Source organism: Acidisphaera sp. L21, assembly GCF_009765685.1.
GTDB lineage: Bacteria > Pseudomonadota > Alphaproteobacteria > Acetobacterales > Acetobacteraceae > LMUY01.
Genome location: NZ_LMUY01000015.1, coordinates 222,439 through 248,487, shown reverse-complemented (window position 1 = coordinate 248,487; position 26,049 = coordinate 222,439). Strand labels below are relative to the sequence as shown.

Here is a 26,049-nt window from a genome sequence, read left to right as displayed (position 1 = left end):
TACGTCCTGGTTGGCTTTCACGACCGCCGATGTCAGCGACCGTCGCCCGGCGCCGCAGACCTTGTGCCACGTCTTTACCGAACGCCCGATCTATCGGCCGGAGGAGCCGATCCTGATCGCCGGGATGATCCGGCGCTACGATCGCGGCGGCCTGGCCTATGCGACTGGCGGCGGCGAGGTGCTGGTTTCCGGCCCGGGCGACCAGCAATGGCATCTGCCGGCGCAGTTGGACGAGATTGGCGGCTTCCACGTCAAGTTCGACCAGAAGACCGACGCGACCGGCGATTATTCCATTCAGTACGTGCCGAAGGATGGTGATGCCTGCGGCAGCGTGACGGTGAAGAAGGAGGCGTATCGCCTGCCGACCTTCGAGGTCGTGCTGAACGGACCGCAGCGCGCACCGTTGGATGCGCCGTTCTCGGTGGATCTGCTGGCGCGGTTTTTTGCCGGCGGGCTGTTGTCGGACCGGCCGATCACCTGGCGGGTGACGCAGACGCCGTATGCGTGGACTCCGCCGGGTCGGGACGGGTTCCTGTTTTCGTCCGACAGCCGGTTCTCGGGCGATAGCGTTTTCCGCTCCACCCCGGTGCTGAGCCGGGAGGCGAAGACGGACGCCGGTGGCTCCGCCCAACTAACATTGGACCCGACGATCGAGCCGACGGCGCAGCCCCGGCAATATTTGGTGGAGGCGACCGTCACCGGGGATGACGACATGCAGGTGCGCGGCGTGCAGCGGGTGACCGCCCTGCCCCCGTTCGTGCTGGGCGTGAAGGTGCCGCGATACGTCGATAAGCTAGGCGCGCTGGACCCGGAGATCGTGGCGTTGGATGGCGAGGGACACGAGGTCAGCGGCCTGGCGATGAACGTCAAGCTGATCCACCGGCAGTGGAACTCTGTTCTGGAGGCGAGCGATTTCGCGCAGGGGACGGCCAAGTATCAGACCCAAGTGCTGGACGAGACCGTGGCGGAACGCAAAGTGACCAGCGGGGCGACTGCTCAGCCAGTGCATTTCGGCGTGGATGAAGCCGGGGTCTACTTGGTGGAGGTGACGGCGGCGGATAAGGTCGGGCGCACGCAGACGGTGAAGGTCGATCTGTTCATGGCCGGCAACACGCCCGTCACCTGGCAGCGTCCGCCGGCGCAGACTGTCACCGTCAGCACCGACAAGGACCGCTACGACCCGGGCGAGACAGCGACGCTGGTGATCCAGAGCCCGTTCCAGACCGCGCGTGCACTGGCCATCGTCGAGGAGCCGGAGGGGCGGTTCCGGTATGATTGGGTCGACATCACCAATGGCTTCGGCCGCTACAGCGTGCCGATCCGCAAGCAGCAAATGCCGCGGCTGGCGGTGCATTTCCTGCTGATGCGCGGCCGTCTGGCGGTGCCAGTGACGGCGACCAGCCCGTTCGACCAGGGCAAGCCGACCACGTTGGCGGCGACCAAGTGGGTGATTGTAAACCCCACCGACAACCGCGTGACCGTGTCGTTCGAGGCACCAGCGGAGGCTCGGCCGGCGCAGGAATTCGACATGGTGCTGCATCTGGCCGATGCGCGCGGTCGCCCCGTGTCCGGGGAGGCGACGGTGTGGATGGTGGACCAGGCGGTGCTGTCGCTGGCGAAAGAAGCGCCGCTGGATCCGCTGCCGGCCTTCATCGTCAACCGGCCAACGATCATGCAGGCGCGGGATACGCGCAACATGGCGTTCGGGGTCATCCCGTTGCAGGAAACGCCGGGCGGCGACGAGGCGGGGGATTTCGGGATGGAGAACATCTCGGTCCGCAAGAACTTCACGCCGGTCCCGCTGTACGAGCCGCGGGTTAAGTTCGGCGCGGACGGAACGGCGCGGGTGCATGTGAAGCTGCCGGATACGCTGACGGTGTTCATGCTGCGGGCCAAGGCGGTGAGCGGGCCGGACCGGTTTGGGTTCGGCACCGGGCAGATGAAGATCCGTCAGCCCCTGGTGGCGCAGGCGGTGCTGCCCCGGTTCGTGCGGCCAGGCGATACCTTTACCGCCGGGTTGATCGGGCGGATTGTCGAGGGCTCCGGCGGGGCGGGCGTCGCCGCGGTCTCGGTGGATGATCTGGTGGTGAGCGGAGCGAAGCAGGTGCCCGTCAGTTGGGACGGGCAACGGCCGGCGCGCACCGATTTCGCGGTGACCGTGCCGGAGCCGAATGGCAGCACGACGATGGCGCGGGTGCGGTTCCTGCTGCAACGCAGTTCGGACAAGGCGAGCGACGCGGTGCAGATCGACCTGCCGATCCGGCCCGATCGGCCGGTGGTGCACGTGCGGGATCTGCTGGCGACGGGGGCCAATGGGGCGCTGGCGATCCCTGCCCTGGCCGATCCGGCGCGGCCAGCCAGCTACCTGCGCACCGTCACCCTCGCCAGCGACCCGGCGGTGGTGCGGCTGATTGGCGCTGCGGGATTCCTGACCCGGCCGGCGGTGGACGGCACGGCGCAGCGCCTCGCATTGGCGCGGGCGGAATTGTCGCTGATGCCCTTCACGCCGCTGATGGATGCGGCCGGGCTGCGCAGCCGGGTGGCGGCTGATGTGGCGGCGGCAATCGGGTCGGTGAAGCTGAGCACGGATGATGATGGGCTGGTGGCGTTCTTCCCGCACACCGACGGCTCGGTATGGCTGACGGCGCAGGCATATCGGGTGTTGGTCGCGGCCGGGCGCGCCGGGTTGCCGGTGGACAAGCCGACGGCGGATCGGATGGCGAAGGTGCTACAGGCGGCGCTACGCAGCGACTACCCGCATTTGATCCGCGGCGTGGAGTTGTTCGAACGTGTGTCCGCCCTGTTGGCGCTGGCCGATGGCGGCCAGCTTTCGGCCGATTATGCCAACGAACTGGCACAACGGGCTTCGCAGCTTTCCAGCGGGGCATTGGGGGATTTGGCGACCGTGCTGAGCCGCCTGCCCGCCAGCGATCGTGGGCGGCTGGGCAGTGTGCTGGATGCAATGTGGGAGCGGGTGAATCTGCTGAGCCGCGATGGCAAGCCGGTTTATGCAGGGCTGCGCGACCAGCCGGCGACGGCGGCGATCCTGCCATCGGAAGCGCGTAGCCTGGCGCAGGTGACGCAGGCGGCCGCCATCGCTGCGCCGAACGATCCGCGGGGGGCGGTGCTGCGGACGGCGTTGATCGGGATGGCCACGGGCCAGGGCTGGGGTAGCACCGATGCGACGGCGGCCGCATTTCAGGCGCTGGCGGCTGCGTGGCAGTCGCCCGTGACGCCGGTGCAAACGACTGTGACGATGCCGGACAAGCCGACGACCGGACCGCTGGACCGCGACCATCCATTGGTGCAGGCCAGCACGACTGCGACAGGGCCGGTTCGGGTGCAGGCCGCGCCGGGTATCGTGGCGCTGGCCGCAACCGACTACGTGCCGGTGCAGCCTGGCGCACAGGCCCGGGCGGACCAACATGGCTTCGTGCTGGCGCGCACGCTGATGCGGGTGCCCCCGATGCAGGGCGCGGTGCAGCCGCCGATGGTGACGTTGGAGCCGGGGTCGGATGGCGCAATCCATCTGAGCGTCGGCGATGTGGTGGAGGAGGTGGACGAGTTGGTGAACCCCGAGGAACGCGCCCAGGTGGCAATGCGGCTGCCGCTCCCCGCCGGGTTGGAGCCGCTGAACCCGGCGCTGGCCACCGCCACGGCGGACGCGCAGCCCTCCGCAGGGCCGACGCTGGCGCCGTCCTATGCGTCGTATGGCGATGACGAGGTGGTGGCGGTGTGGCTGCGGCTGGCCACGGGCACGTACACGATGCGCACGCGGCTGCGTGCCACCACGCCGGGTAGCTTTACTGAGCCACCCGCGACGACGGAGATGCTGTACCAGCTTGGCGTGACCGGCAGCACGGCCGGCGCGCGGGTGGTGGTGGAGCGGTCGCCATGAACCTTCCAGCCGGCATTCGGTCCCGCATGGTGCCGGGGATCAATGGGTTGGACATGCATGTGCTGGAGGCCGGGGACCCGGCGCACCCCGCCGTCGTGCTACTGCACGGCTTTCCGGAGCTGGCGTATTCCTGGCGCAAGGTGATGCCGGCGCTGGCGGCGTTCGGCTACCACGTCATTGCGCCGGACCAGCGAGGCTATGGGCAGACCACGGGGTGGAGTGGCGAGTACGACACGGATCTGCGCCCGTTCCGGCTGCTGAACCTGGCGCGGGACGTGGTCTCGCTGGTGGATGCGATGGGCCATAAAACCGTGGCCGGGCTGTTCGGGCATGATTTCGGGTCCTCTGTCGCCGCGGTGTGCGCGTTGGTGCGGCCGGATGTGTTTCGCCGGGTCGCCTTGATGAGCGCACCCTTTGCTGGACCGCCGGCGATCGGCCACGGGCCAGCGACGCCAAACCCGGCATTGGGGGAACTTGCCCGGCTGGATCCCCCGCGCAAGCATTACCAGTGGTATTATTCCGGCCCGGACGCGAACCCGGACATGTGGCATCCACCGCAGGGACTGCATGCGTTCCTGCGCGCCTACTATCACGTCAAAAGCGCGGATTGGGCCGGCAACATGCCCGGCCCACTGCGGTCTGGCGCTGCCACCGAACTGGCGCGGCTGCCCGATTACTACGTGATGCCGTTGGCACAGGGCATGGCGAAAACCGCCGCCGCCCATATGCCGACCGCGGACCAGATCGCCGCCTGCGAATGGCTGCCAGATGCTGAGCTGGCGGTCTATGCCGCCGAATATGGACGCACCGGCTTCGGCGGCGGCCTGCATTGGTATCGCTGCCGCACCGAAGGCGTGAACGCCGATTTGGAACTGTTCGCCGGGCGCACCATCGACGTGCCGGCCGTGTTCATTGCCGGGGCCAGTGACTGGGGCACGTATCAGAGCTATGGCGCATTGCAGCGGATGAAATCCGAGGCTTGTTCGCGTATGACCGGTTGGCACCTGGTTCCCGGGGCCGGGCATTGGGTGCAACAGGAACAGCCGGAGCAGGTGGTGGACCTGCTCTACCGGTTCCTCATGACAGGCGAGTGAGCATGGATCTTCGTATCGACGGCGGGCAGGTTCTGATCGATGGGGCGCTCGTCGAGGGTGAGATCGGCGTGCATGACGGCGTCATCGACACGCCAGCCGCGGCCCGGCGAAGCATCGATGCGAGCGGCCTGCTGGTGCTGCCCGGCATCATCGACCTGCACGGCGACGCGTTCGAGCGGCAGATTCAGCCCCGGCCCGGCGTGGATTTCCCCATGGATCTGGCGCTCGCCGAAACCGAAACACAGTTGCTCGCCAACGGCATCACCACCGCCTATCACGGCATTACGCTGTCGTGGGAACCGGGGCTGCGCGGTGTCGCCACCTGGACCGCGCTGCTGAACGCGCTGGATGCCAGCTGGCCGCGCCGGGTGTGCGACATGCGGGTGCATCTACGGTGGGAGGCGTTCAATCTGGACGCGTTGGACATGGCGATCGCCGATATTGCCGCCGGGCGGGTGCATCTGCTGGCCTTCAACGACCATACCCCGGCGATCGTCCGCAGGACGGCAGACCCGGTGACGGCCGCGAAATACAGCGATCGCGCTGGCATGACGGTGGACGCATTTCGCGCGCTGACCACGATGGTGGCTGCCCGCGCGACGGAGGTGCCGGAGGCGCAGCAGCGCATCGCCGCCGCAGCCCACGCGGCCGGCCTGCCCATGGCAAGCCATGACGACGATACCCTGCCGGTGCGGGACGCGTTCCGCACTCTCGGCGCCCGCATCTGCGAATTCCCGATGGCGGAGGAGGTCGCGCGCGCCGCCGTCGCCGCTGGCGACTGGGTGGCGATGGGCAGCCCCAATGTGGTGCGGGGCGGATCCCATCTTGGCTGGGCATCCGCGGCGACCATGGCGGAGGCGGGGATCTGCCGCATCCTCACGAGCGATTATTATTACCCGGCGCTGTCCCAAGCGCCGTTCGTGCTGGCCGGGCGCGGCGTGCTGGACCTGGCGACGGCGTGGGCGCTGGTGTCCACCAACCCGGCGCAGGCGGCGGGGCTGACCGACCGCGGCGTGTTGGCGCCGGGCAAGCGGGCCGACATCGTGCTGGTGGACCCGGGTCCGATCCCCCAGGTGGTGGCAACCATCGCCAATGGCCGTATCGCCGCGGCTACGGCCGAGGCGCATCGTCGCCTGCGATAAGGCCCACATCTGGACGCCGCCCCCCGCAACGCGACATGGTGGCGCGATGGGACCCTTCCCGCCGTGCTGACAAGGTCGCCCGCAGCCAGCCGTAGCGCGATCGGCCTGCTGAAGCTGCTGCTCGTCGCGTGCGTGGCCATCCCCATCCTGCTGTTCGGGATCGCCGCCTGGCTGAACTACAAATCCGCCATCACGGATGCCGAGCGGGACTTGCTGCGCACCAGCGAAGTCGCGCGCGAACAGGCCGCGAAGATTTTCGAGGGGGAGTCCCAGGTCGCCGATCGCGTCAACGATCTGGTGCGCGGGTTGGACGCATCGGCGATCGCTGCCGGGGAAAAGCACTTCCACGACGCGTTCGGCATGATCGTGGGCAAGTTACCGCAGGTTCAGAGCGTGATGGTGGCAGGCATCGATGGCACGCCGCTGGCGAGTGCCGGCACCTTCCCAGTGCCACGCCACGTCGATCTTCGACCGCGCGACTATTTCCGTGCGGTGTTGGAGGGCTTTCCCGGCACCTACATCAGCGGGCTGCAGGTCGGCGACGTGAACCGGCAATTATTCTTCGGCCTGGCGCAGCCCTGGAAGGATGCGGCCGGCGCGTTGAAGGGCGTGATCGACGTCGCCGTGTCCCCCAGCTATTTCGAGGATTTCTACGGCGCCCTGGTCGGTGAAAGCCAAGATGGCACCGCGGGCAAGGTGCTGACGCTGGTGCGCGACGATGGCCAGATCCTGGTGCGATACCCGCCGATCCCCGGCGAGCCGCCGCAGATCAAGGTTGGCACCCCGTTCTTCGCCGCCATCCAGTCCAACCCGGATGCCGGGCTGTTCCAAACCCGCTCGATCATCGACCCGGCAGCACCGCAGCGGGTCTATGCCTATCGCCGGGTGCAGGGCTACCCACTGTATGTCGTCGCCGGGCGCAGCCAGGCCAGCATCATGGCGTTGTGGCGCCGGCGGATGATGAGCCACCTGGTGTTCGGCCTGCCCGTCACGGTGGCGCTGTTCGCGGTCACCTGGACGGCGCTGGTGCGCACCCGGCGGGAGATGGCGGCGCTGGACCACGCGCACCAGGAAATGCAGCGGCGCGAGCGGGCGGAGGCTGCGCTGCTACGGTCGCAGCGGTTGGAAGCGGTCGGCCAGATGACCGGCGGCGTGGCACACGACTTCAACAATCTGCTGACCGTCATTCTCGGCAGTGCGGAATTGCTGGCCAATCGTGCCGACGACCCGGCGCGGGTGCGGCGGCTGGCCAGCCAAATCATTCAGGCGGCGCAGCATGGCGGCAAGGTGACGCAGCAATTGCTGACATTTTCGCGCAGGCAGTTGGTGCATCCGGAAACCGTCGATTTGAACGCGCTGCTGCTGGATTTCCGGCAATTGCTGGAGCGTGCGGCCAGCGAGGCGGTGAAAGTCGTCTACAGCCTGGCGCCGCAATTGGACCCGGTGCAGCTTGACCCCGGACATTTCGAGGCCGCGATCCTGAACCTGGTGGGCAATGCGCGGGACGCGATGCCGAATGGCGGCACGATCCGCATTGCGACCCGCAACGTCGCGCAGGCACCGTCGGAAAATCCGGATCTGCCGCCGGGTGCCTATGTGCGGATCGTGGTTGCCGATAACGGCAGCGGGATGGACCCGGCGACCGCCGCCAAGGCGTTCGAGCCATTTTTCACCACCAAGGAAATCGGCAAAGGCACCGGATTGGGGCTGAGCCAGGTTTATGGTTTCGCCAAACAAGCCGGTGGTGACGTGCGCATCCTGACCGCACCCGGTCGCGGGACGGCGGTCAAATTGCTGCTGCCGCGCTCCGCGACCGCACTGGAGCACGTCATGCCGGCGCCACAGGTCGATGCCACGGCGCCCAAAGGGGCGGTGGTGCTGGTGGTCGAAGATGAGGACGCCCTGCGCGACCTGGTCGTCGAGAGCTTGGCCGAACTGGGCTACATCATCCGCACGGCGGCCACCGCGCAGGATGCGCTGGTGCAACTGCGCGGGTCGGACCGGGTGGACATCCTGTTCTCCGACGTGGTGATGCCTGGTGGCATGACCGGACTGCAATTATCCGTCGCGGCGACGCGGCTTCGGCCGGGACTGAAGGTGCTGCTGACATCGGGGTATTCGGCCGACGCGGGGATGCAGGACACGCCGGAGATCCCCCTGCTGACGAAGCCTTACAACCGCGAAACATTGGCGCGTTCGTTGCGCCAAGTGTTGCACGGATAGCCTCGACAGCGCGCGTGTTCTCCCGCATGAGGGGGCGTGTCTTCGCAATCCCTTCTGCACCACAAACCCTTCGCGCTGTTCTTGTCGGCGCGGGCTTGCAGCAGCTTCGCTTTTCAAATGCAGTCGGTGGCGATCGGGTGGCAGATTTACGCCCTCACCGGCAGCGCGTTCGATTTGGGGCTGGTTGGGCTGGCGCAATTCCTGCCAATCCTACTGCTGACGCTCGCAGTCGGGCACGTAGCGGACCGTTACGACCGGCGGCGCATCGTGGCGATCTGCCAGGTGGTGGAGGTTTGCACCAGCCTGTTCCTGGCAGTGGGGACGGCGACTGGCTGGTTGGGCGCGAACGGTATTTTTGGCGTGGTGACGCTGATCGGCGCAGCCCGCGCGTTTGAGTCGCCGACGCTGTCGGCCTTGATGCCGGGCCTGGTGCCGATCGAGCGATTGCAGCAGGCGAGCGCCTGGTCCGCCTCCGCCAATCAGACGGCGACGATCCTGGGCCCGGCGTTTGGCGGCGTGATGTATGCCATCGGGGCACCGGTGCCGTTTGCGCTCGCCGCCGCCCTGTTCTGTCTGGCCTCGACCGCCGTGCTGCTGATCCGGGTCGACCGGCCGGTACCCGCGCGGGAGCCTGCGACAATTCGGTCCGTCCTATCCGGCATTACTTTCATCTGGACGCACCCGGCCGTGCTGGGCGCCGTTTCGCTGGATTTGTTCGCGGTGCTGCTGGGCGGTGCGACGGCACTGCTGCCGATTTACGCGCGCGATATTCTGCACACTGGTCCGTGGGGGCTGGGCCTGTTGCGGGCAGCGCCGGCGGTGGGTGCGCTGACGATGTCGATCCTGCTGGCCCGGCGGCCAATACGGCGTCGCGCCGGCCATCTGATGTTCGGCGCCGTCATGGTGTTTGGCCTGGCGACGATCGTGTTCGCGGTCTCCCGGTCTATCCCCGTCTCCGTCGTAGCGCTGGTCGTGCTGGGTGGGGCGGACGTGGTGAGTGTCGTGGTGCGCTTCGCCCTCGTCCAGATGCGCACGCCGGACGCGATGCGCGGCCGGGTGAGCGCGGTGAACATGCTGTTCATCGGCACATCCAACCAATTGGGCGAATTCGAGTCGGGCACGACCGCCGCGCTGCTGGGCACGGTGCCTGCAACGCTACTGGGGGGCGTTGCCACGATCGGTGTGGCGCTGCTGTGGATGAAACTGTTCCCGGCGCTGCGGGATATCGATAAGCTCAGCTAGTATTTCAGGAACGGCAATCCCGTCTGCAAAGCGCCCTTGGTTGGCAGATTGCCGGTGGTGAACCCGCCGCCCAAAGCCTGGACCAGCGTCACGCTGGCGATCATTCGTTGTTCCTGGACCTGCAATGAGGTCTGCTGATTGCCCAGCAACGCGGTCTGCTGCGTGACGACGCTGGTGTAGGGCTGCGTACCGGCGCGGTAGGTGTTGAGCGCGATCTGCAGCGAGCGCTGGGCGGATCGCACGGCGGCGGCGGTGGCGGCGGCCTGTTGTTCCAGGATGCGCAGGGCGGATAGCTCGTCCTCCACTTGCTGGAACGCCGTCAACACGGTTTGGCGATAGGTCGCGACACTGGCGTCGTAGGCGGCGCGGGCGGCGGCGACCTCGGAATTGCGCAGCCCGCCCTCGAACAGAGTTTCGGTGGCGGCCGCACCGAGCGACCAGACGCGGTTGCCCATCTGGATCAGCGAGCCGATGGGGTTGCCGGAATAGCCATAAAGCGAGGACAGGCTGATGTCGGGGTAGAAGGCAGCGACCTGCACACCGATCAACGCGTTCTGCTGCTGCATCGCACGTTCGGCAGCGGCGATGTCGGGGCGGCGCTGCAATAGGGTGGTGGGAACGACGCCGGGTGCGGTGGGCGCGTCGGCGGTGAGTGCACCGGGTTGGATAGTGAGTTCGGCGGGTGCCACACCCGTCAGCACGGCGATGGCGTGTTCGTACTGGCTGCGCAGCACGCCCACGGCCACTAATTCCGCGCGTGTAGTGTCCAACTGGGTTTGCGCCGCGGAGGTGTCCGCCGCACTGGCGGTGCCGGCATTGTACTGGTTTTGCGTGATGCGCAGTGCGTCGGTATAGGCGGCGACCGTATCGGTCAGCAGCTTGGCCAGCGCATCCTCGTAGCGCAATTCGAAGTAGTCGGTGGCGAGCGTGGCCTGGGCCGAAAGCGTCGCATTCGCCAGGTCTGCCGCGCTGAGCTGGGCGGCCGCGACGTCGCTTTCGATCTGGCGGCGGATGCGGCCCCACACGTCCAGATCCCAGTCGAGCGTCCCCTCCAGCGTGTAGATGTTGTTGGTAGTGCCGCTGCTGCTACTGGTCGTTCCAGTGCTGCCAGTGGTGACGGTGCTGCCGGTGTTGCTCAGCACGCTGCCTGTGGTCGACGTGCCGCCGGACGACGTACGGCCGCGGGAGGACCGCGTGGCGCTGGCTGTGCCGTTGATCGTCGGGAATAGGGCGGACCGCGCGACGTCGACCGTGGCCTGCGCCTCACGGTACTGCGCTTCGAATTGTTTGACGTTCTGGTTGTTGACCGCGACCGAGCGTTCCAGCCGGTCCAGCAACGGGTCGTGATAGATGCTCCACCACTCGCCCTTTGGCGCGGCATCCTGCGGCTGCGCCAGCGTCCAGCCTAACGGCGCCTCCTTGAACGCGGCGGTGAGGCCGGGGGTGGAAGGCACCTTGTAATCGGGACCGACCGAGCAGGCGCCGAGCAGGAGGGCCAAAGCGACGGCGGGCTTCATTCGGCTGCTCCTAATGCCGGTGCGGGGCGGCGGCGTAGGCGCAACCGGTCCATCAGCATGTAGATGGAGGGGGTGGTGTACAGCGTCAGCACCTGGCTCACGATCAACCCGCCGACGATGGAGATGCCGAGCGGCCGGCGCAATTCCGCGCCGTTGCCATAGGCCAATGCGAGCGGCAATGCGCCCAACAGGGCGGCGCAGGTGGTCATGGTGATGGGGCGTAGACGCATCATGCAGGCTTCGAAAATCGCATCGCGGCTGGAGGCGCCTTCCGTCCGTTCGGCATTCAACGCGAAGTCGATCATCAGGATGGCGTTCTTCTTGACGATGCCGATCAGGAGAATCACCCCGATGACGGCGATGAGGGAGAATTCGGTGTTCAGCAGCATCAGCGCCAGCACCGCGCCGATGCCGGCGGATGGCAGGGTGGACAGGATGGTAATGGGATGGACGAAGCTTTCGTACAGCACGCCCAGCACGATGTAGACCGCTAGCAATGCCGCGCCGACCAACAGAACCTCGCTATTCAGCGATTGCTGAAACACCTGCGCGGTGCCTGCGAAGCCGCCCACGATGTCGGCGGGCATCTTGATGTCCTGGACCGCCTTGTCGATCGCGGCGCTGGCGTCGGATAGCGAGTGACCCGGCGCCAGGTTGAACGAGATGGTGGTGGAGACGAACTGGCTTTGATGGTTCACCGACAGTGCCGTGTGCCCGGTGCCGAAATGCGCGATCGCGGATAGCGGCACCATCGTTTCCACCCCGGTGCTGACGGCGGCGCCACTGGAGGCACTGCCGCTGCCGCTGGTGGCAATCGCATTCTGCGCCGCGTTGCGCTGGGAGTTGTTGATCCCGTTCGCCGAGGCGGCCGCCGTGCCTGCGCCAGTGACGGTGCCGGAAGGCGCGTTGGTGGTGGAGGTGCCCGTGGCCGTGCCGCCGGAGGTGCTGACCCAGATCTGGTCGAGCACTGCCGGGTCCTGCAGGTATTCGGGCGCGATCTCCATCACCACATGGTACTGGTTCAGCGCGTTGTAGATGGTGGACACGGCGCGCTGGCCGAATGCGTCGTACAGCGTGTTGTCGATTTGGCTTGCGGTGATGCCCAGGCGGGATGCCGTGGCCCGATCGATCTGCACCAGCGATTCCAACCCGGCCTCCTGCTGGTCGGAGTTGACGTCCGTCAGCGCCGGGTTGCGTTGCAGGGCGGCGAGCAATTTCGGCGCCCATTCCGACACTTCCGAGACGTTGTCGGCGGACAGGGTGTATTGGTAGGCGGCATTGGTTTGCCGGCCGCCGACGCGGATGTCCTGCGCCGGCACCAGGAATAGACGGCCACCCGGCACCACCGACAATTCCCGCCGCAGCCGCGACAGGATGGTGTCCAGGTCGTCGCGGTCACTCTTGGGCTTCAGCGCCACGAACACGCTGCCCGTGTTGGTGGCGGATGCGCCGCCGCCACCGCCGGCGCCGGTGGAGCCCACGACGTTCAGCACCGCCGGGTCCTTCTGCACGATGGCCATCATCTGCGTCAGCTTCTGGCTCATCGACTGGAAGGAGATGCTTTGGTCCGCCTGCAAATTGCCGATCAGCCGCCCGGTATCCTGGGTCGGGAAGAAGCCCTTTGGGATGGCAATCAGCAGCATCACGTTCAAGGCGATGGTCACCGCCACCACCATCAGCACCAGCCAATTATGGTCCAGCGTCCAGACCAGGGTGCGGCCGTAGAAGGCCTGCGCCCGCTCGCCAAAGCTGCGGCGGCGCTTGGAACTGGGTAGCACCGGCGGGCTCGGCTTTAGGAACAGCGCGCACAGCATCGGGGTCGTGGTCAACGAGATCAACAGCGACACCACGATGGCGAGCGACAGGGTCAAGGCGAATTCACGAAATAGCCGGCCGACGATGCCGCCCATCAGCAGGATCGGCAGGAACACCGCGATCAGGGACACGGTGATGGAGATGATGGTGAACCCCACCTCCTGCGCACCGCGCAACGCGGCCTGCAGGCGGGGCATCCCATCCTCCATATGACGGGAGATGTTTTCCAGCACCACGATGGCATCGTCGACGACGAACCCGGTGGAGATGGTCAGCGCCATCAGCGACAGGTTGTCCAGGCTGAAGCCCAGCAGATACATCGCCCCGAACGTGCCGATGACGGAGACGGGGACCGCGACCATGGGGATGAGCGTGGCAGACCAGTTGCGGAGGAACAGCCACACCACCACGGCGACCAGCACTACCGCGATCAGCAGCGTGATCTCGGTATCGTCGAGGGAGGCGCGGATACTCGTCGTGCTGTCGGAGGCGAAGGTGAGTTGGACGTTATGCGGCAGGGCGGCCTGCAGCTTCGGCACCTCGCCCTTGATGGCGTCCACCGTGCTGATGACGTTGGCGCCGGGTTGCTTGAACACGATCACCAGCACGGCGGGCTTGCCGTTCGCCAGGCCGAGGTTGCGCAGGTCCTGCACGCTGTCCTCGATGGTGGCGACGTCGGTCAGGTGGATGGCCTTGCCATTGCGATAGGCGATGATCAGCGGCTGGTAGTCGGCGGCGTGGCTGGCCTGGTCGTTGGTGTAGATCTGCAGACGCTGATCGCCGAGTTCCACGATGCCCTTTGGGCTGTTGGCGTTGGCGGAGGCGAGCGTGGCGCGCACGTCCTCCAGCCCGATGCCGTATTTGAACAAGGCTTGCGGCTGTAGCTCGACCCGGACCGCCGGCAGCGCGGCACCATTGATCAGCACCTGCCCCACACCGGAAAGCTGCGATAGTTGCTGCTGCAGCACCGTGCTGGCCGCGTCGTAGATTTGGCCGCGGGTGAGCGTGTCGGACGTGAGCGAGATGATGAGGATCGGCGCGTCCGCCGGGTTCAGCTTACGATAGGTGGGGTTGGATAAAAGATTGGTCGGAAGGTCGACGCGAGCGGCGTTGATGGCGGCCTGCACGTCGCGGGCGGCGCCGTTGATGTCGCGGTCCAGGCTGAATTGCAGGGTGATGCGCCCCTGCCCCACCTGGCTTTGCGACGTCATCTCCGTCACGTCGGCAATCTGGCCCAGATGTCGCTCCAGCGGGCCGACGAGGCTGGTGGCGACGGTTTCCGGATCGGCGCCGGGCAACTGCGCGCTGACGGAGATGGTGGGGAAATCGACTTCCGGCAGGGATGCGACGGGTAGTTGGAAATAGGCCAGCGCGCCCGCCGCCAGGATCGCCAGGGTCAGCAGCGTGGTGGCGATGGGGCGGTTGATGAACGGGGCGGAGATGTTCATTCGACGGGCGCCGCCTCTCCCGTGTCCAGGTTCGGCCGGCGGCCGGTCAGGCGGATCGCGAGCTTATCGAAGGCGAGGTAGATCACCGGCGTGGTGAACAGCGTCAGCACCTGGCTGAACAGCAGGCCGCCGACGATGGCGATGCCCAGGGGGCGGCGTAGTTCGGAGCCGGACCCGCTACCCAGCATGAGCGGCAGGGCGCCGAGCAGGGCGGCCATCGTGGTCATCAGGATCGGCCGGAAACGCAAGAGGCAGGCCTGGTAGATCGCCTCGCGCGGGGGCTTATGCTCCTCCCGCTCCGCCGCGAGGGCGAAGTCGATCATCATGATGGCGTTCTTTTTCACGATGCCGATCAGCAGGATGATGCCGATGATCCCGATGATGTCGAGGTCGTTGCCGGTGAAATACAGCGCCAGCAACGCGCCCACGCCGGCGGATGGCAGGGTGGACAGGATGGTCAGCGGATGGATGAAGCTTTCGTATAGGACGCCCAGCACGACGTAGACCGCGACCAGCGCCGCCAGCACCAGCAGCAACTCGTTGGACAGGGAGGACTGGAATGCCGACAGCGCGCCCTGGTTGGCAGTGCTGAAGCTGTCGGGAAGGGCGATGTCCTTCTGCGCCTGCGTGATGTCCGTGCTCGCCGCGCCTAGCGACGCACCCGGTGCCAGGTTGAACGAGATCGATACGGCCGGGAATTGGCCCAGATGTTCCACCTGCAACGCATTGCTGCGGGTGGATACATGCACCATCGCCGCCAGCGGTACCTGCCCGGCGGTTGCAGTGGCTGAGGGCAGATAGATCGCGCCCAGCGCACGCTCCAGGCTTTGCGCGTCCGTCACGTCCGCCTGCATGATGACGCGATACTGGCTGGACTGGGTGTACAGGGTGGAGATGATGCGTTGGCCGAACGCGTCGTACAGCGCGTTGTCGATCGTGGCCGGGGTAATGCCGAACCGTGCTGCCGTGGGGCGGTCGATCACCATGTCCAGCGCGCGGCCGTTGGTGTTCATGTCGCTGGTGACGTCGGAAAATTCCGGCGATTGCGACAGCCGTTCCACCAGCTTCGGCACCCATTCGGTGAACAGCGTGGCGTCGGGGTTTTCCAGAAAGAAATGGTATTGCGCGCGGCTGACGGTGGAATCGACCGACAGATCCTGCACCGGCTGCATCGCGACGCTGACGCCGGGCACGCCCTGCAGGCTGTCCTGCAATCGTGCGATGACGGCCGTGGCGTTCAGCCCCCGCTCGTCCTTCGGTTTCAGGTTGATCTGGAAGCGCCCGGCGTTCAGCGTCGTGTTGGTGCCGTCCACGCCGATGAAGGAGGACAGGCTTTCGACCGCCGGGTCCTTCAGGATGATGTCGGCCAGCGCCTGCTGCCGCCTCGCCATGGCGACGAAGGAGGTATCTTGCGGCCCCTCGGAAATGCCCTGGATGACGCCGGTGTCCTGAACGGGAAAGAACCCCTTGGGGATGACGATATACATCGCGACCGTCGCGGCCAGGGTGAGCGCCGCGACCAGCAGCGTCAGCCCCTGGTGGTCCAGCACCCAGCCGAGCCAGCGGCCATAGCCAGCGATCAATCGATCGAAGCCGCGTTCCGCCATCAGATCCAGCCGGTTGCGGCTGCTCTCGGGCCGGTGCTTGACCAGCAAAGCGCACATCATCGGCACCAGGGTCAGCGATACCACGGCGGACAAGATGATGGTGACGGACAGGGTGACGGCGAACTCGTTGAACAACCGACCGACCACGTCGCCCATGAACAGCAGCGGGATCAGCACCGCGATCAGCGAGACGGTGAGCGAGATGATGGTGAAGCCGATCTCCTCGGCGCCTTGCAACGCCGCCTCCATCGGGCCCATCCCGGCCTCCACATGGCGGGCGATGTTCTCGATCATGACGATGGCGTCGTCGACTACGAAGCCGGTGGAGATGGTCAGCGCCATCAGGGACAGATTGTCCAGGCTGAAGCCCAACAGGTACATCGCCGCCAGCGTGCCCACCAGCGATAGCGGCACCGACAGCGATGGGATCAGCGTTGCCGGCAGGTTGCGCAGGAATAGGAAGATTACAAGCACGACCAGCACTACGGCCAGCCCCAGCTCGAACTCCACATCCGAGACGGAGGCGCGGATGGTGGTGGTGCGGTCGCTGAGCACGGCGATGTCGACCGCGGCCGGCATGGTGGCCTGCAACCGGGGCAACAGCGCCTTGATTCCGTCGACCACGCCGATGACGTTCGAACCGGGTTGGCGCTGCACGTTCAGGATCACGGCCGGGGTGCGGTTGGCCCAGGCGGCCAGTTGGTTGTTTTCCGCCCCATTCACCACGGTGGCGATGTCGCGCAGATGGATCGGGCGGCCGTTCTTGTATGCGATGATCAGGTCGCCGTACTGGCTGGCATCGGTCAGCTGGTCGTTGTCGTTGATCGTGGTGCTTTGCGCCGGGCCGTCGAAATTGCCCTTCGGCGTATCGGTGTTCTGTGTGCCGATGATGGTGCGGATGTCGTCGATCGCCAGGCCGTAGGCAGACATCGCGCGCGGGTTCACCACGATGCGCACAGCCGGACGATTGCCGCCGCTGATCGACACCAGGCCAACGCCGGGTTGCTGGCTGATCTTCTGCGCCAGCCGGATGTCGGCAAGGTTTTCCACCTGGGTCAGCGTCATCGTCTTGCTGGTGAGCGCCAGGGTCAGGATGGGGGTGTCGGCCGGGTTGACCTTGTTATAGATCGGCGGCGCCGGCAGGTCGGAGGGTAGCAGGTTGGTGGCGGCGTTGATTGCGGCCTGCACCTCCTGCTCGGCCACATCCAGGCTGAGGCTGAGGGTGAATTGCAGGGCGATGACCGACGCCCCGCCCGAGGACAAGGAGGACATCTGCCCCAGCCCCGGCATCTGACCGAACTGCCGTTCCAACGGCGCGGTGACGGAGGTGGTCATCACCTCCGGACTGGCGCCGGGGAAGAAGGTTTGCACCTGGATGGTCGGGTAATCGACCTCCGGCAGGGCGGAGATCGGCAGGAAGCGATAGGCGATGATCCCGACCAGCAGGATCGCCGCCATCAGCAGCGTCGTCCCGACTGGCCGGAGGATGAACGGACGAGAGGGGCTCATCCGTTGGAGGGCGCGCGGCGTTGGCGGCCGGCGGGGGCGGCAGGGGTGGCAGGCGCCTGGCCCGGCGGTGGCGCGATGCTGATCTTGGCGCCGTCGCGCAGGCGGTCCAGCCCGTCGACCACCACCTTGTCGCCCGCCTTCAGGCCGTCGGTGATCTGGATGTTGCCATTCTGCGCGATGCCGGTCTTCACCACCTGGATGCCGACGGTGTTGTCGGGCTTGACCAGGTAGACGAAGCTGCCGGGAGCGCCCTGCTGCACTGCAGCCTGGGGAGCGAGCACGACATTCGTCAGCGTCTGCACGCGCAAATGGGCGTTGACGAATTGCTGCGGGAATAGCTTGCGATCGTCATTCGGGAACATCGCCCGCAGCTTGATGGTGCCGGTAGTATTGTCGATCTGGTTGTCCGTCGTGGCCAGCGTGCCGGTGGCCAGCAGGGTGGTGTCGGTACGGTCATACGCCGTCACTTGCAGCGAGCCGGCGTTCATCTGGGCCTGCACCTGGTCCACCGTATCCTCCGGCAGGGTGAAGATGACGGAGATCGGCTGAAGCTGCGTGACGACGAACAGGCCGGTGTCCGTGGTCTGCACGTAGTTGCCGACATCGACCAGGCGAATGCCGACCCGGCCATCCACCGGGGCGGTGATGCGGGTGTAGGCAAGGTTCACCTGGGCGGCTTGCACCGCGCCCTTGTCGGCGGCGACCAGGCCCTCGTCCTGCTTGATGAGGAACACTTGGTCATCCGCCTGCTGCCGGGCGATGCTGTCCTGCCGGTTCAGCGTCTGGAACCGCACGTTGTCGGCCCGGGCCTGGCCCAACAGGGCCGTGTCGCGAAGCAGCGTGCCCTGGGCCTGGTCCAATGCAGCCTGGTAGGGCCGTGGATCGATCTGCGCCAGCACGTCGCCGGCATGCACCATCTGGCCCTCGGTGAAGGAGAGCTGCTGCAGGATGCCGTTGACCTGGTTCTTCACCGTCACGGTGGCCAGGGGGGTGACCGCACCCAGCCCGGTCATGATCTCGTCCAGATTGCCTGTCGCAATGGTGGCGACACCGACCGATTGTGGCGCCCCTGCCCCGGCCCGCGCGGCCGGCTTTGGCGTGGCGCCGAAGAGCCGCCACCCAGCGTAGCCTGCCCCGGCCAGCAGCAGCACCACGATGAACGGTACGATCCATCCGCGCCGGTGGCGGCCCGATGGGGCGACGGTCCGAGCCGGCGGTGGGCGGAGTTCGGTCTTGTCGCTCATCGTCTGCAAACATCTCCACGGCGGTGACGCCACCCGCCCGGTGTGCAACTGCAGCCGGTAGGCCGATCCGTAAACCCCGGTGAACCGCTTTGCTGCACTGCAATACCTTTTGTTACATGACGATTCTCCCGCGAGCTTAGCGCCTGCATCAAGGCAGGACGATGTCGCAACCGCCGAGCCGCTGTCCGTTTTTGTTAAGTTTGGTCTCGAAATATGAAGTTTGCTTCATTAATTGAACCGTAGCCTTTGTGCGCTAACTAGCGCGTGTGCCGATGATGCGGAGGGGAATCGGCACATAAATCGTCCCCTCTCGGGAGAATTCTCAGTGCCCGTCAATGCCGCCACGATCGAATGCATCAACGCATTCCAAGCCTTGCTCGACGTTACGGCCGTCCTGCGAACCGTGCAGGAACATTTGAGTTCGGTACACCAAGCTCTGACATCCGAAGTCGGGACATTCTACTTCGTCGGAATTGGGGTCGAAGCCGTACCCGCAATCAAGAACACCTCCCGCAGCGGCTATGACGGCCGATTCTGGCCGTCCGCAGACGCTATTCAGGTGGCGTTGAACCAGCATGCAGAAGCCAAGGGCCGGGTGCTGCGGGCCTACCGTGCCATGCCGATCAACGAACGCGCGCTGGTGAACCTGCCGAGCGATCTTCGGGTCGAGGCGGACCGGCAATTGACGACACGGTTCGCCGCGTAACCGGTCAGGGGAGCCTGCCAGGCTGGCACGACAGCATGGTTTCTGCTGTATGCCATCCCGGGCAGGGGGTTTCGTCGTGAGGATCATTCTTATCGTGGCATTGCTGGGATTGCCGGGCTGTTCCGGCGTCTACCTCGGTGACAACCCGCGGCCCGATGTCTCCAAGCAGACGGGGCCGTTGACGACCCCGCCCTCACTCCGGCCGAACACGACGCCGTAACGCCGGGTTCAGAACTCCTCCCATCCATCCTGGTCGGCGCTATGGGCCAGGACCGTGTTGCCGCGCGTCTTTGGTGCAGACGGGCGGCGCGGAGGTGCGGCCTGCTTGGCAACCGGCTTGGCGGCGGAACGCATCTTCACGATCGGGGCTTTCGCTGGCGCTCTCTGCGGCGCCGCAGGCTCGCCGATCTGGAACTTCGCGGTCAAGCGCTCCAACTCCGCGGTGTCCTGGGCCAAGCTGTGGCTGGCTGCGGTGCTTTCCTCGACCATGGCGGCGTTTTGTTGGGTCACCTGGTCCATCTGATTCACCGCGGTGTTCACCTGCGCCAGGCCGCTGGCCTGCTCCTCCGCACTGGCCGCGATATCGGAGACGACGCGGCTGATCTGGGACACGTGGTCCACGATCCGCACCAGGGAGCGACCGGTTTCGTCCACCAGATCCACGCCGCGGCTCACCTGCCCGGTGCTGGTGGAAATCAGCGCCTTGATCTCCTTGGCTGCCTCGGCCGAGCGTTGCGCCAAGGCGCGCACTTCGCTGGCGACCACGGCGAAGCCACGGCCGGCATCGCCCGCCCGGGCCGCCTCGACCCCGGCGTTCAGGGCCAGCAGATTGGTCTGGAATGCAATCTCGTCGATCACGCCGATGATTTGGCTGATCTGGCCGGCGGATTTCTCGATCGCGCTCATCGCCGCAACGGTATCGCGCACCACGCTGCCGCTATGCTCGGCATCGTTCTTGGCCAGACCCGTCATGTCCCGGGCGGAGCGGGCGCCGTCTGCGGTCTTGCGCACGGTGGCGGTGATCTCGTCCAGCGCGGCGGCGGTTTCTTCCAAGCTGGCGGCCTGCTGTTCCGTCCGGCGGGACAGGTCGTCGGCGGCCTGGGTGATCTCACTCGTGCCGGACCGTAGCCCGGCGGTGTTGGTGACGATGACGCTCATCGTCGACTGCAATTGGGCGACGGCGGCGTTGAAGTCGGCCCGCAGCGACTCGTATTCGCTGGCGAAAACCTCGTTCAACCGCACCGTCAGGTCGCCATCGGCCAGGCGGTTCATGCCGCCGGCCAACCCATCGACGACGGCTTGCTGCTGCGCGGCCGCAACGGCACGCTGTTCGGCGACCCGGGCCTCGGATTCCTCGGCGGCGCGCTGCTGCTCGATCGCCAGGGCTTCCAGCCGGCACTTCTCGATCCCGGCTTCCTTGAAGACCTGGACGGCTCGGGCCATGGCGCCGGTTTCGTCGGCCTTGGCCTGGCCGGGCACCTCGACTGTCAGGTCACCGGCGGCGAGTTGGCCCATGATCCGGGTCAGCCGGGCGATGGCGCCACCCAGCGAGCGGGCGAAGAAGAAAAACGCCACGAGCACCAGGCTGCAGGCAAGCAAGGTGGACAGCGCGATCGCCCATAGGGCGGAGGTGCGCGCCGCGATGACGGAGGTGACGTCGGAGGCGATTTCCAACACACCGATCTTGGCGCCGGAAAAATCCTTCAGCACCACACCGGCCGACACATAGGTGCGGCCATTGACGGTGCGCATCTCGGTTGGGTGCTGGTCGTTGAATGTCTGGGCCAGTTCCTCGGCGGTCAGCACCGGGCTCGTGGTGAAGGTCGAGCTTTGGGTTTCGAACTTGCCCTTGTTCTCCACGTGGACGGCGATGTTGGCCTTCAGGCTGGTCTTGAGGCGCTGCCAATAGTCGTTGCTCAGCGCGGTGCCGACATCGGCGACACCGACGACCTTGCCGTCCAGCATCACCGGGGCGGTGCCGAAGATCGTCATGGCCTCCCGCCCTGGCTCCAGCCCGGCACGGACTTGGCCGGTTTTCAGCGTGTCGGCGATGGTGCGGCGGCGGCCCAGCATATTGTCGCCGAAGATGTCCGGCGTGTGAATACGGGCGACGGCCACACCGGCGGCGTTGGCGAACGTCAGCAAGCGCAGATCCGCCTGGGATGCGATCGCTGGCAGGCTCTTGCTGAAGCGTGCGAGCAGGGTCGGACGGTCGTTGGCCAGGATCAATTCCCCGGTGGACGGCTCGCCTGCCATCGCCAGGGCCATGCCGGTTGCGGCGCGGCGTTGCGCGGCCATGTCGGTTTCGATGGATGCCGTGTCGCGGGCGACTTGGTCGGCAATGTCTTGTTCACCAGCCACGTACTGGCGGTGAAACGACAGGCCCCCGACGGCGAGGCTGCTGAGCAGGACCGCGGCGAAGCCGTAGGCCGTGATCTTGATCCAAAGCGGCTTGGCGACATCGCGGGCCATACGGCTAATCTCCTTGTCAGCTAATCAAATGATCCGGCCGAACGTATGCGAGGGAGATTAAGCAGGTCTGAAAGTCGATAAGGTTATATTTACCGAGGTTAAAGGACGTTAGTGAAGCCGAACAGACGGGTTGGATTGTCCACCAGCAGCGCTTGTTTCGTCTCTATCGTCGGCGCGATTTCGGCGATGAGATCCACCAGATCGCCATCATCCGGCATGGGCGCATGCAGGTTTACGTGCGGCCAGTCGCTGCCCCAAATCACGCGCTGCGGTGCGTGGGTGGCGAGGCGCCGGGCCAGGGGCGCGACGTCGCGATACGGCGCACCGGTTTTCGAGACGCGGTCCGTCCCGCTGAGCTTGACCCAGATGCTGCCGGTGTCCAGCAGCCGCAGGAGTGTGGTGACGGCCGGGCCATCGAGGCCCTCGTCCAGGTCCAGCCGGCCCATATGGTCGATGACAACGGGCGCCTGGATGGAGCGGATCATCGCCTCGTGCTCCACCAGGCCCGAGCCGGCGACGTGGATCGAAATGTGCCAATCGAACTGGCGCACCCGGTCGGCGACGGCATGGATGGCGGCGGCGGGCGGGTTGGCGCCGAGATGCGACATGAAGCTGAAGCGGGCGCCGCATACGCCGGCGGCGTTCATGGCGGCGATGTCGACATCGGTGTCCTGCGGACGGATCAGCGCCACGCCGCGGTAGCGCCCGGCGCCGATGGCCAGCGCCTCCAGCATCGGGCGGTGGTCGAAGCCATGACCCTGGCTCTGCACGATCACGGCGCGGTCGAAGCCGAGGTGGTCGTGCAGGTGGCGCAGCGCGGTCTCCGGCGCCTCGTTCGGGGTGAAGCTGCGGTCATCCGGGACGGGGAAGCGGTCGAACGGCCCGTAGGTGTGGACGTGCGAGTCGCAAGCGCCGGGCGGCAGCGTCATAACGGGCTTGCGAGGGTTCGGGTGTGGCGGCGGACCGTCCGGCGTGGGCATTAGTCGCACCGTGCGGTCATGCCGCCATCGACCACGATCTCGGTTCCGGTGATGAAGCGGGCTTCGTCGGAGGCCAGAAACAGGGCGGCGTTGGCGGTGTCGCGGCCATCGCCCATGAAGCCGAGCGGGATGCGGGCGACCCGGCTGCGCAGCAGCGCGTCCACGTCGCCGCCGGCGCGCTGGCCGGCCAGGCGGACCTCCACCATTGGGGTATGCATCTGGCCCGGCACCACCGTGTTCACCCGGATGCCCTTGGGCGCGTATTCCACCGCGGTCACGCGGCCGAACTGGATCACCGCCGCCTTGGAGGACGCGTAGCCGACCTGCGCCGCGCCGGTCCATCGCGTGCCGGAGGTCGAGGCGGTGTTGACGATCGCGCCGCCGCCATTGGCCTCCATGATGGGGATGACGTGCTTGCAGGTGAGAAAGACGGATTTCAGGTTGAAGTCCATCTGCTTGTCCCAGGCATCCTCCGACAGCGCCACCGCGCCACCCTTGGCCGAGCCGCCGACATTGTTCACCAGGATGTCGACTCCGCCGAAGGCGCCGAGGCAGGCAGCGACCATGGAGGCGACGGCCTCGTTGTTGGTGACGTCGCAGAGGTGGGTTTGGATCTCGCCACCGACTTCTTTCACGCGAGCGATGGTTTCCGCCATCGGGTCGTCGTGCAGGTCGACGGCGAAGACCTTGGCGCCTTCCCGTGCAAAGGCCACCGCGGCGGCGCGGCCATTGCCCCAGCCGGGGCCGACGCAGCCAGCGCCGGTGATGATGGCGATCTTGCCCTGTAGTCGTCCCATTCTAGGATTCTCCTTTAGGTGAGTTCGGGCAATTCGCCCTCGGGCAAGCCGATTTCGAACGCGTTCAAGGTCATCGACACCAGCGTGTAGTAGCCGAGCAAGCCGACCAGTTCGACCGTGCCGATCTCCCCCAGCGCAGCGATGGCGCGGGTGTGGATGTCGGGGGGGACCTGCTTGGTTTGGTGCAGCACGGTGGCGTAGTCGTAGACGATCTGCGCCTTCGGATCGGTCAGCTCCGGAATTTGGCGGGTGGCGATGGCGGTGATGATCGCCGGGTCCATGCCCGCAGCCAGCGCCGCCTTCTTGTGCGCATACCACTCGTATTGGGACGTCCAAAATCGCGCCGTCACCAGGATCGCCAATTCCGAGAGCACTGGGCCGAGGGAGGTGTCGTAGCGCAGGAATTCCCCCAGGCTTTGGGCCCGATCGCCCATTTCCGGGCTGTGCAACCAGGCGCGCAAGGGCGCTGGCAGCCGGCCGCGTTTGCCGGCGACGGCGGCGTCGGCGACCCGGCGTTGGGCTGGTGTCATATCTTCGGGGGCAATGTCGGTCACGCGCATGGGGTCAGCTCCGGTCTGTTAGGCTGGATAGGGCGGCGGCCAGCGCGTCCGGCGCCTGCACCGCCATCAGGTGGCCGCTGTCGACGATGGCAAAACTTGCGCCGGGGATGGCGACGGCGACAGCCTGCACGTCGGCGGGTGGGCGCAACAGGTCGTGACGGCCGGCGAGCACGTGGACGGGTACGGCCAGGTCGCCCAGCCGGGTGGCGATGTCGGTGTCGGCCAGGGCGCGGTTGGCGTGGCCGTAGGTGACCGGGTCGTTGGCGATGAACCGGGCTCGGTAGGCGTCGAACCGGCCGTCCTGCCGCAGCATTTGCGGATAGGATCGGTCCAACGAGGCGGTGGCGATGGCGCGCATGCCCTCGCGCGCCGCACGGTCGGACCGGTCGATCAGGTAGCCACGGCGCTCCGGCGGGACGGTGAGCGCCGGGCAGCAGAGCAGCAGGTTCGCGACCTGCGCGGGCGCGGCCAGCGCGTACGCGACGGCAACGGCGCAACCGGCGGCGACGCCGGCCAGGGTATACGGCGGTTGCAGCCCTGTGGCCGCCAGGATGCCCTGTAGATCACGCAACTGGTCGTCCAGGCCGAATGGCTGCCGGGGCTTCTCCGACAATCCGGCACCGCGCTGGTCGTAGCGGAGAGTGCGGAACCCGGTGGAAAGCCGCGCCACCACGTGGTCGAAGCTATCCAGGCTGCCGCCCAGTTCGTGCAGCAGCACCAGGCTATGCGGGCCGCCGCCGGTCAGTTCGGCGTGCAGCACGATGTCCGGCAGTTCGACCCAGCTCATGCGGTTTGACACCCTGGCGCTGCCGTTCGATGCAACACGCCGCAGACGGGAGGCGTGCCACGGATATTCGGGAATTGCGCAGCTTCGTGGCGATTGCACGGGCCGGCAGCGTGAGCGGTGCGGCGGAGCGGTTGAACATCGCCCAACCTGCACTGAGCCGCCAGGTGCAGAAGCTGGAGGACGAGTTGGGCGCCAATTTGCTGGTCCGCCATGGCCGCGGCGTGACGCTGACCCAGGCCGGCACCCTGCTGCTGGAACGCGCCGAGGCGCTGATCCGCGATTTCGAACAACTGGCCCAGGGCATTCGCGCGCCGGAGGACGTGTTCACTGGCCATGTGGTGCTGGGAGTGCCCCCCGCCGCCGGGCTGCTGATCGCGCCTGCCGTGTTCAAGCTGTTCCGCGCCCGCTGGCCCAGCGCCACGCTGCAGATCCGCGAGGGCATCAGTTCCCTGCTGGAGGAATGGCTGCTGGATGGGCGGCTGGACATCGCGGTGCTGCACAACCCGCCGCCGCTGGCCGGAATCGACACGCGTGCGGTGCTGCAGGAGCGGATGGTGCTGGCCTGCCCGCCCAGTGCCGAGGCCGGGGCCGACGCGCCGATCCGGTTCGGCGACATCGGCGCGGTGCAGTTGATCCTGCCCAGCATGCCGCATTCCAACCGCCGCCTGGTGGAACGCGCCGCCGTGCAACACGGCACGCGGCTGAGCCTGCTGCTGGAGGTGGATAGCGTGCCGCTGACCAAGGCGATGGTGCGCGGCGGCATCGGATCCACCATTCTGACGCTGGCGGGCGTTGCCACCGAGCTGGCCGCCGGGGAGCTGGTGGCCCGGCCGATCCACCGGCCGCCACTGTTCTCCGTCGTGGCGGTCGCAGTCCCGCAGGCCAGCCGTGCGGCCTGGATCTCGGCCGAGTTGTTCACCCTGGTGCGGGGCGTGCTGGCAGAGCTGGTCGGCAGCGGCGCCTGGCCCGGCGCCCGGCTGCTGGACGCGCCGGATGCCGCGTAACACG

At 66.7% G+C, this 26,049-nt stretch carries 17 protein-coding genes; 8 read left to right on the top strand and 9 right to left on the bottom strand.

Annotated features, from left to right (window positions below; all coding sequences use genetic code 11):
* The 5 genes from GSQ76_RS04265 to GSQ76_RS04245 form a co-directional block, all read left to right on the top strand.
* Positions 1–3,898 (top strand): alpha-2-macroglobulin (locus GSQ76_RS04265; protein WP_158742659.1); only part of this gene is annotated, 3,898 nt, incomplete at its 5' end.
* Positions 3,895–4,992: an alpha/beta hydrolase gene (locus tag GSQ76_RS04260; RefSeq protein ID WP_158742658.1), complete on the top strand. Its 1,098-nt coding sequence runs from the start codon at positions 3,895–3,897 to the stop codon at positions 4,990–4,992. The genes GSQ76_RS04265 and GSQ76_RS04260, both read left to right, overlap by 4 nt.
* A gap of 2 nt (positions 4,993–4,994) precedes the next feature.
* Entirely contained in the window at positions 4,995–6,134 is a 1,140-nt protein-coding gene (locus GSQ76_RS04255) for an alpha-D-ribose 1-methylphosphonate 5-triphosphate diphosphatase (RefSeq protein WP_158742657.1), read from the top strand.
* A 63-nt stretch (positions 6,135–6,197) separates the two neighbouring features.
* Positions 6,198–8,357, top strand: coding sequence for a hybrid sensor histidine kinase/response regulator (locus GSQ76_RS04250; protein WP_158742656.1), 2,160 nt, complete (start codon positions 6,198–6,200; stop codon positions 8,355–8,357).
* A gap of 36 nt (positions 8,358–8,393) precedes the next feature.
* Positions 8,394–9,599 (top strand): MFS transporter, encoded by a 1,206-nt coding sequence (locus tag GSQ76_RS04245; RefSeq protein ID WP_158742655.1) that lies wholly within the window; start codon positions 8,394–8,396, stop codon positions 9,597–9,599.
* On the opposite strand, the gene GSQ76_RS04240 is transcribed toward GSQ76_RS04245, so the two are convergent.
* From GSQ76_RS04240 to GSQ76_RS04225, 4 genes are read right to left on the bottom strand one after another with little or no spacing between them, the layout of a single operon-like run.
* Complete coding sequence (locus GSQ76_RS04240) at positions 9,596–11,116, bottom strand: efflux transporter outer membrane subunit (RefSeq protein ID WP_158742654.1); 1,521 nt, start codon at positions 11,114–11,116, stop codon at positions 9,596–9,598. The genes GSQ76_RS04245 and GSQ76_RS04240 overlap by 4 nt on opposite strands.
* A complete protein-coding gene (locus tag GSQ76_RS04235; RefSeq protein WP_158742653.1) occupies positions 11,113–14,379 on the bottom strand; it encodes an efflux RND transporter permease subunit in 3,267 nt (1,088 codons plus the stop codon). Before GSQ76_RS04235 ends, GSQ76_RS04240 begins: the two co-directional genes overlap by 4 nt.
* A complete protein-coding gene (locus GSQ76_RS04230) occupies positions 14,376–17,495 on the bottom strand; it encodes a multidrug efflux RND transporter permease subunit (RefSeq protein ID WP_158742652.1) in 3,120 nt (1,039 codons plus the stop codon). Before GSQ76_RS04230 ends, GSQ76_RS04235 begins: the two co-directional genes overlap by 4 nt.
* Positions 17,492–18,739, bottom strand: coding sequence for an efflux RND transporter periplasmic adaptor subunit (locus tag GSQ76_RS04225; protein WP_158742651.1), 1,248 nt, complete (start codon positions 18,737–18,739; stop codon positions 17,492–17,494). Before GSQ76_RS04225 ends, GSQ76_RS04230 begins: the two co-directional genes overlap by 4 nt.
* 325 nt (positions 18,740–19,064) lie before the next feature.
* Here GSQ76_RS04225 and GSQ76_RS04220 point away from each other — a divergent pair, with 325 nt between their 5' ends.
* The gene (locus GSQ76_RS04220; protein WP_158742650.1) at positions 19,065–19,445 is read left to right on the top strand and encodes a hypothetical protein; all 381 of its coding nucleotides are present in this window, start codon (positions 19,065–19,067) and stop codon (positions 19,443–19,445) included.
* A 76-nt stretch (positions 19,446–19,521) separates the two neighbouring features.
* The gene (locus GSQ76_RS04215; protein ID WP_158742649.1) at positions 19,522–19,665 is read left to right on the top strand and encodes a hypothetical protein; all 144 of its coding nucleotides are present in this window, start codon (positions 19,522–19,524) and stop codon (positions 19,663–19,665) included.
* A gap of 8 nt (positions 19,666–19,673) precedes the next feature.
* Here the strand turns inward: GSQ76_RS04215 and GSQ76_RS04210 are convergent, their stop codons facing one another.
* From GSQ76_RS04210 to GSQ76_RS04190, 5 genes are all read right to left on the bottom strand, one after another.
* Positions 19,674–21,917 (bottom strand): methyl-accepting chemotaxis protein, encoded by a 2,244-nt coding sequence (locus GSQ76_RS04210; RefSeq protein ID WP_158742648.1) that lies wholly within the window; start codon positions 21,915–21,917, stop codon positions 19,674–19,676.
* Between the two features lie 98 nt (positions 21,918–22,015).
* Positions 22,016–22,846: an amidohydrolase family protein gene (locus tag GSQ76_RS04205; protein WP_216850888.1), complete on the bottom strand. Its 831-nt coding sequence runs from the start codon at positions 22,844–22,846 to the stop codon at positions 22,016–22,018.
* Positions 22,847–22,896: 50 nt separating this feature from the next.
* The gene (locus GSQ76_RS04200) at positions 22,897–23,694 is read right to left on the bottom strand and encodes an SDR family NAD(P)-dependent oxidoreductase (protein WP_158742646.1); all 798 of its coding nucleotides are present in this window, start codon (positions 23,692–23,694) and stop codon (positions 22,897–22,899) included.
* 14 nt (positions 23,695–23,708) lie between these two features.
* Positions 23,709–24,254, bottom strand: coding sequence for a carboxymuconolactone decarboxylase family protein (locus tag GSQ76_RS04195; protein WP_158742645.1), 546 nt, complete (start codon positions 24,252–24,254; stop codon positions 23,709–23,711).
* A gap of 4 nt (positions 24,255–24,258) precedes the next feature.
* The gene (locus tag GSQ76_RS04190; RefSeq protein WP_158742644.1) at positions 24,259–25,041 is read right to left on the bottom strand and encodes an alpha/beta fold hydrolase; all 783 of its coding nucleotides are present in this window, start codon (positions 25,039–25,041) and stop codon (positions 24,259–24,261) included.
* A 29-nt stretch (positions 25,042–25,070) separates the two neighbouring features.
* Here GSQ76_RS04190 and GSQ76_RS04185 point away from each other — a divergent pair, with 29 nt between their 5' ends.
* Positions 25,071–26,045 carry a LysR family transcriptional regulator gene (locus GSQ76_RS04185; RefSeq protein ID WP_158742643.1) on the top strand — a complete coding sequence of 325 codons (975 nt, stop codon included), beginning with the start codon at positions 25,071–25,073 and terminating at the stop codon, positions 26,043–26,045.
* The last annotated feature ends 4 nt before the right edge of the window (positions 26,046–26,049 follow it).

Coding starts and splice junctions, on each gene's coding strand:
- GSQ76_RS04255 (WP_158742657.1), top strand. CDS start 4,995: ATGGATCTTCGTATCGACGGCGGGCAGGTTCTGATCGATGGGGCGCTC.
- GSQ76_RS04185 (WP_158742643.1), top strand. CDS start 25,071: ATGCAACACGCCGCAGACGGGAGGCGTGCCACGGATATTCGGGAATTG.
- GSQ76_RS04210 (WP_158742648.1), bottom strand. CDS start 21,917: ATGGCCCGCGATGTCGCCAAGCCGCTTTGGATCAAGATCACGGCCTAC.
- GSQ76_RS04195 (WP_158742645.1), bottom strand. CDS start 24,254: ATGCGCGTGACCGACATTGCCCCCGAAGATATGACACCAGCCCAACGC.
- GSQ76_RS04235 (WP_158742653.1), bottom strand. CDS start 14,379: ATGAACATCTCCGCCCCGTTCATCAACCGCCCCATCGCCACCACGCTG.
- GSQ76_RS04240 (WP_158742654.1), bottom strand. CDS start 11,116: ATGAAGCCCGCCGTCGCTTTGGCCCTCCTGCTCGGCGCCTGCTCGGTC.
- GSQ76_RS04205 (WP_216850888.1), bottom strand. CDS start 22,846: ATGACGCTGCCGCCCGGCGCTTGCGACTCGCACGTCCACACCTACGGG.
- GSQ76_RS04190 (WP_158742644.1), bottom strand. CDS start 25,041: ATGAGCTGGGTCGAACTGCCGGACATCGTGCTGCACGCCGAACTGACC.
- GSQ76_RS04230 (WP_158742652.1), bottom strand. CDS start 17,495: ATGAGCCCCTCTCGTCCGTTCATCCTCCGGCCAGTCGGGACGACGCTG.
- GSQ76_RS04260 (WP_158742658.1), top strand. CDS start 3,895: ATGAACCTTCCAGCCGGCATTCGGTCCCGCATGGTGCCGGGGATCAAT.
- GSQ76_RS04200 (WP_158742646.1), bottom strand. CDS start 23,694: ATGGGACGACTACAGGGCAAGATCGCCATCATCACCGGCGCTGGCTGC.
- GSQ76_RS04225 (WP_158742651.1), bottom strand. CDS start 18,739: ATGAGCGACAAGACCGAACTCCGCCCACCGCCGGCTCGGACCGTCGCC.